4 protein-coding genes and 2 pseudogenes are annotated in these 5,977 nt (G+C 64.8%); 5 read left to right on the forward strand and 1 reads right to left on the reverse strand.

Annotated elements, in window-relative coordinates; translation table 11 throughout:
* Nucleotides 1-146 precede the first annotated feature (146 nt).
* Nucleotides 147-677, forward strand: coding sequence for a Spy/CpxP family protein refolding chaperone (locus JCM25156_RS08445; protein ID WP_025812761.1), 531 nt, complete (start codon nt 147-149; stop codon nt 675-677).
* A 58-nt stretch (nt 678-735) separates the two neighbouring features.
* Here the strand turns inward: JCM25156_RS08445 and zwf are convergent.
* Nucleotides 736-2,285, reverse strand: a pseudogene (gene zwf / locus JCM25156_RS22780) (glucose-6-phosphate dehydrogenase).
* Nucleotides 2,286-2,565: 280 nt separating this feature from the next.
* Between zwf and JCM25156_RS08455 the strand changes: the two are divergent.
* The 4 genes and pseudogenes from JCM25156_RS08455 to sdhA all read left to right on the forward strand — a co-directional run.
* Nucleotides 2,566-3,585 (forward strand): aspartate-semialdehyde dehydrogenase, encoded by a 1,020-nt coding sequence (locus tag JCM25156_RS08455; RefSeq protein WP_025812762.1) that lies wholly within the window; start codon nt 2,566-2,568, stop codon nt 3,583-3,585.
* A gap of 287 nt (nt 3,586-3,872) precedes the next feature.
* Nucleotides 3,873-4,224, forward strand: a pseudogene (gene sdhC, locus JCM25156_RS22785) (succinate dehydrogenase, cytochrome b556 subunit).
* A gap of 2 nt (nt 4,225-4,226) precedes the next feature.
* Nucleotides 4,227-4,658 carry a succinate dehydrogenase, hydrophobic membrane anchor protein gene (gene sdhD, locus JCM25156_RS08465; protein WP_025812763.1) on the forward strand — a complete coding sequence of 144 codons (432 nt, stop codon included), beginning with the start codon at nt 4,227-4,229 and terminating at the stop codon, nt 4,656-4,658.
* A 97-nt stretch (nt 4,659-4,755) separates the two neighbouring features.
* A partial coding sequence (sdhA, locus tag JCM25156_RS08470) for a succinate dehydrogenase flavoprotein subunit (protein ID WP_025812764.1) occupies nt 4,756-5,977 on the forward strand: 1,222 nt, incomplete at its 3' end.

A 5,977-nucleotide genomic window follows, 5' to 3' on the forward strand; every position in this document is an offset into this window, starting at 1 on the left:
CCCCGCCGCCCCCGGCCTATTATCCCGCCCAGCCCGCGTCGCCACCGCCGCCGGCCTATTACCCCTATGGCGGCGGCTACTGAGCGCGCCGGTCCACCTGACATCCCCCACCACGCAACTACCTGATGCGAAGGAAAATACATAAAATGATGTTCCGCCGGTTCCTGCCCGCCGCCGCGTTCGTGCTCCTACCCGCCATGGCCATGGCGGCGAGTCCGCAGCCCGCCCAGCAGCAGGCCAACGCCACCGCCTCCCTCGCCCATACCCCGCATGATCCCGCGCCGGAACAGGTGGATGCCCACATCACGGCGCTGCATGACGAGCTTGGCATTACCAAGAAGCAGGAAGCCCTGTGGACTCCCTTCGCCCAGACCATGCGCGATAACGCCCAGCGCCTGCACGACGCCATCGACAGCCGCCGCGAAAAGCTGCCAGGCATGAACGCCGTGGAAAACATGCAGTCCTATGCCGAGCTGACGGTCGAACGCGCGCATGACATGCAGACGCTGAACTCCAGCTTCGCCGCACTGTATGAAAGCTTCTCCAAAAAGCAGCGCGCGCATGCCGATACCCTGTTCCGCCAGGGTGACGCCGAACATGCCGAACACAGGCAGCAGGCAGCGGACACGACCACCGCGACGGCGCCCGCTACCGCCGCCGACGCACAGGCCAAATAAGGAACGGCCTGAAAGGCCCGTACCCCACGGGGTACGGGCCTTTTTTCATGGAACCACGTCAGGCGCGATCCAGCGGATACCACGTCCGCCCGTCGCGCCGGAGCAGTTCATCCGCCCCCTTGGGGCCGGACGTGCCGGCGGGATAGATTTCCGGGCCGGTCGTATCTTTGGCCCATGCCTGCAGGACGGGATCGACCGCTTTCCATGCCGCCTCGATGTTATCGGCGCGCTGGAACAGGGTTTCATCCCCCATCAGGCAGTCATACAGCAGGGTTTCGTACCCGACATTGGGGGTGCTGGCGAAGACATCCTCATACCTGAAACGGGCCTGCACATCGGTCAGGTCCATTTCCGGCCCCGGCTTCTTGGCCCCATTTCCACCGTCAGCCCCTGGGCTGGCTGGATGTTGAGGATAATGCGGTTGGGCGGCAGATCCGCCGTTTCGGTGCCCCGGAACATCAGCATCGGCGGCTTGCGGAACTGCACGACGATTTCCGTCCGCCGTCCGCCCAGCCCCTTGCCGGTGCGCAGGTAGAACGGCACCCCGGCCCAGCGCCAGTTATCCACATGCAGTTTCAGCGCCACATAGGTTTCCGTATTGCTGTGCGGGGAAACGCCGGGGCTTTCGCGGTAGCCGACCATCGGCCTGCCCTCCACCGTGCCCGCCGCGTACTGCCCGCGCACCGCATCGCGCGGGTCCATGGGAGTCACAGCCTCGAAAAGCTGTTCCTTGGCGTTGCGCACGCTCTCGGCGCAGAAGGTGTTGGGCGGTTCCATCGCCACCATGGCGAAAAGCTGGAACAGGTGGTTGGGCACCATGTCGCGCAGGGCGCCGGTCGGCTCGTAAAACGCGCCGCGCTGTTCCACGCCTATGGTCTCGGCGGCGGTGATCTCGATATGATCGACATATTCGTTACGCCACAGCGGCTCGAATATCAGGTTGCCGAACCGCATGGCGAGAATGTTCTGCACCGTCTCCTTGCCCAGGAAATGGTCGATGCGGAACACCTGCGACTCATCAAGCACCGCCAGCACCTGCTGGTTGAGCGCGCGCGCGCTGGCCAGATCGGAACCGAAGGGCTTTTCGATCACCACGCGGCGGAACGCGCCTTCCTTCTGTGTCACCACGCCCGCCTTGCCCAGCGTTTCCACCACGGGGGCGAAAAAGCGCGAGGGAATGGCGAGATAGAAGATGGCGTTGCCCGGCAGCTTTTCGCCCAGCGCGCGGATGGCGGCGACATCGCTGAAATCCGCCTGCACGTACTCCATCCTGCTGGCCAGCCAGTCCCACTGGGCGGCGTCGATGCTGGCGGGATGGAATTCCGCGTTCGGATCCCTGGTAAAGGACTCCATCATGTCATGCAGCCCGTCGCGCCACTGCGCGGTGGTGGTGTCCACGCGGTCCACGCCGATGATGCGAAATCCGTCATCAAGCAGGCGACTGCCCACAAGATTATAAAGCGCCGGAACAAGCAGCCGCTTGGTCAGATCCCCATGCGCGCCGAAGATGACGAGCGTGCAGGGAGGGGTAGTGCGCACCCCGGCGGGGGAAACCGGGCGCGGGCTGGCCGTGGCGGGCGTTTCGGGAATGTCAGGTGATAAGGCCATGATCTCTCTAACCGTTCTTGCCTGCGCGCCACATCCGGGCAATTGAGGGAAGACGGCCCTGCCCCGTGGCGCGATGGATCGAGCCTGCACCGGGCATGCGACACGCGACAAGGTCTATCCGCGCATGGGACGTGCCACCCTGGCCCCGCGCCCGATTCGATTCGCGGTTTTGCACGGCCCGCGCTGCTTGCACCTTTCGGTTACAGGCTCTAGGTGTCGCTACAGTTACGCAAAACCGGCCATTCCCCCGGAATGTCCGGGCAGGACAGGAAAGAAGATTATGGGTTACCGCGTTGCGGTGGTGGGCGCCACCGGCGCTGTGGGGCGCGAAATCCTCAAGACTCTGGCCGAGCGCCAGTTCCCTGTGGATGAGATCGTGGCCCTGGCGTCCGCCCGTTCGGCGGGCAAGGAAGTCTCCTTTGGCGATAAAAAGGTGCTGAAGGTCCAGAATCTGGAAACCTTCGACTTCACCGGCTGGGATGTCGCGCTTTTCTCCCCCGGCGGGGCGGTCTCGGCCGTGCATGCGCCGCGCGCGGCGAAGGCGGGATGCGTCGTGATCGACAACACCTCCCACTTCCGCATGGAGCCGGACGTGCCGCTGGTGGTGCCGGAGGTCAATCCCAATGATGTGAAGAAGGCGAAGCGCGGCATCATCGCCAACCCCAACTGCTCGACCATCCAGATGGTCGTGGCGCTCAAGCCGCTGCATGACCTGTTCACAATCAAGCGCGTTGTGGTGGCCACCTACCAGGCCGTGGCGGGCGCGGGCAAGAGCGGGATGGACGAACTGTTCGGCCAGGCGCGCGGCAGCCTGGTGGGCGACCCGCTCAAGGCCGAGCAGTTCACCAAGCAGATCGCGTTCAACTGCATTCCCCACATCGACCGTTTCATGGATGACGGATCGACCAAGGAAGAGTGGAAGATGGCGGTCGAGACCCGCAAGATTCTCGATCCCGACATCGCGGTTTTCGCCACCTGCGTGCGGGTGCCCGTGTTCATCGGCCATGCCGAGGCGGTGACGGTGGAATTCGAGGAACCCGTTGATATTGAACGCGCCCGTGAAGCCCTGCGCGAGGCCCCCGGCGTGGTGCTGCACGACAAGCGCGAGGATGGCGGCTACGTCACCCCCCTCGAGGCCGTGGGCGAGGACGCGACCTATGTCTCGCGCCTGCGCATCGACCCCACCGTGCCCAATGGACTCGGGTTCTGGTGCGTGGCGGACAACCTGCGCAAGGGGGCGGCGCTGAACGCGGTCCAGATTGCCGAAACCATGATCGCGCTCGACCTGCTCGGCCACTGAAGGCCACCCGCCATGCACGCCCGGAGGGCAGGATTGCGCTCCTGTTCTCCACCGGGCGGCATGGGGTCTCTCAACCTCGTGTTCCGGGCCTGCGTTGACCCGGCCTTCCGTGCGGCGTAGGACCGGATTCAGACAAGGCGACGGAACAAACCGAAGCCATAACAGGGAAATTGACGAGACGACCATGCAGGATGTCCGTGATGCGCTCTATGTAGGCAGCGAAGCGACGGAACTCTGACCAGGCGGCTATGTCCCCACACCTCCAGGTCTACCGCTTCCGTCTTTCCATGTTCCTTTCAATCGCGAACCGCGCCGCCGGGGTTGCCGCCGCTGGCGGTTCAGCTTGGCCTGTGCTGGATCAGCGCGGCTGCCAAGGGACCCAAATCTTTCAGCAAGGTCCAGAAAGTGACCGGCAACCCGCTGGGCCAGCTCGTGCTGGCCGGGTGGGCGCTGGCGCTGGTCTACCACTTCGTGGCGGGACTGCGCCACCTTGCGTGGGATAGCGGCTACCGCTTCGACAAGAAGGAAATCAACGAGGATGGCCCCGTGGCCGTGGGCGTGACCGTGGGAACCACGCTGGCGCTGGTGGCGGGTATCCTTGGTGTTGCGATCTGTCGTTCCCGCAAGAAGGCATCCTGACCATGAGCAATCCACACAAGCCTCATATCACGGTCATGCGCTCCCAGCTTTCCCGCGCACGCGGGCTGGGTTCGGGGCAGGCCGGTGTCGCCCACTGGTGGGCGGAACGCGCTTCGGCCGTGGCGCTGGTGCCGCTGTCGGGCTGGTTCGTGATCCAGGTGTTCCGTCTTGCCGGCGCATCGCAGCCGGAAGTGGCGAAATGGGGCGCGCGCCCCGTGAACACGACCCTGATGCTGTCACTGGTGATCCTGACCTTCTATCACACCCAGCTCGGGCTGCAGGTCATCATCGATGACTATGTGCATGGCAAGGCGCACCTGCCCGCGGGGCTGCTGATGAAGGGAATCGTCTTCCTTCTGGGGCTGTTCGGCACGGTTTCCGTGCTGAAGCTGGCGCTGGCCGGCAGCAGCCGGGGCCGGATCGCCGCGGGCTGAGCCCCGCGCGGCCAACCTGCACGGAACATGACATTCGCGGACTGGCGAGCGGCAACGCCGCCTGCCGTCCGGACGAACATCGGGACACGTCCAAGAAATGAACGCGACCACTTCACCACTCACCGGCTCCTACAGGGTTGTTGACCACGCATATGACGTGGTTGTTGTCGGCGCTGGCGGCTCTGGCCTCCGGGCCACGCTGGGCATGGGGGCCGCCGGCCTCAAGACCGCCTGCGTGACCAAGGTTTTCCCCACACGCAGCCACACCGTCGCCGCACAGGGCGGCATTGGCGCATCGCTTGGCAACATGGCCGAGGATAACTGGCGCTGGCACATGTACGATACCGTCAAGGGATCGGACTGGCTGGGCGACCAGGACGCCATCGAATACATGTGCCGCGAGGCCGTGCCCGCGGTGCATGAGCTGGAACACATGGGTGTGCCCTTTTCCCGCACGGAAGACGGCAAGATCTACCAGCGCCCCTTCGGCGGCCACATGCGCAACTATGGCGAGGCCCCGGTGCCCCGCGCCTGCGCCGCAGCCGACCGCACGGGCCATGCCATCCTGCACACGCTGTACCAGCAGTGCCTGAAGCATAACGTCGAATTCTTCGTCGAATATTTCGCCATCGACCTGATCATGGACGAGGACGGCGCCTGCCGTGGCGTCATGGCATGGTGCCTGGAAGACGGCTCCCTGCACCGCTTCCGCGCCCAGAAGGTCGTGCTCGCGACGGGCGGCTATGGCCGCGCCTACCACTCCTGCACCTCGGCGCATACCTGCACGGGTGATGGCGGTGGCATGGCGATCCGCGCGGGCCTGCCGATGCAGGACATGGAATTCGTGCAGTTCCACCCGACCGGCATCTACCCCGCCGGCTGCCTGCTGACGGAAGGCTGCCGTGGCGAGGGTGGCTACCTGACCAATTCCGAGGGTGAGCGCTTCATGGAACGCTACGCCCCCACGGCGAAGGATCTCGCATCGCGCGACGTGGTGTCACGCGCCATGACCATCGAGATCAACGAAGGTCGTGGCTGTGGCCCGGAAAAGAACTACATCATGCTGCATCTCGAGCATCTCGGTGCCGACATCCTGCATGAACGCCTGCCCGGCATCCTGGAAACGGCGCGCATCTTCGCGGGCATCGACGTGACCAAGGAACCCGTGCCGGTGCTGCCGACCGTGCATTACAACATGGGCGGCATTCCCACCAACTACCATGGTGAGGTCATCCGCCCCACGGCGGAGGATGTGGACGCGGTGGTGCCGGGCCTGATGGCCGTGGGTGAAGCGGCCTGCGTGTCCGTGCATGGCGCGA

The organism is Komagataeibacter kakiaceti JCM 25156, from assembly GCF_000613305.1.

Excerpts from the sequence above, each read along its gene's own strand:
- JCM25156_RS08445 (WP_025812761.1), top strand. The coding sequence starts at position 147 with ATGATGTTCCGCCGGTTCCTGCCCGCCGCCGCGTTCGTGCTCCTACCC.
- JCM25156_RS08455 (WP_025812762.1), top strand. The coding sequence starts at position 2,566 with ATGGGTTACCGCGTTGCGGTGGTGGGCGCCACCGGCGCTGTGGGGCGC.
- sdhD (WP_025812763.1), top strand. The coding sequence starts at position 4,227 with ATGAGCAATCCACACAAGCCTCATATCACGGTCATGCGCTCCCAGCTT.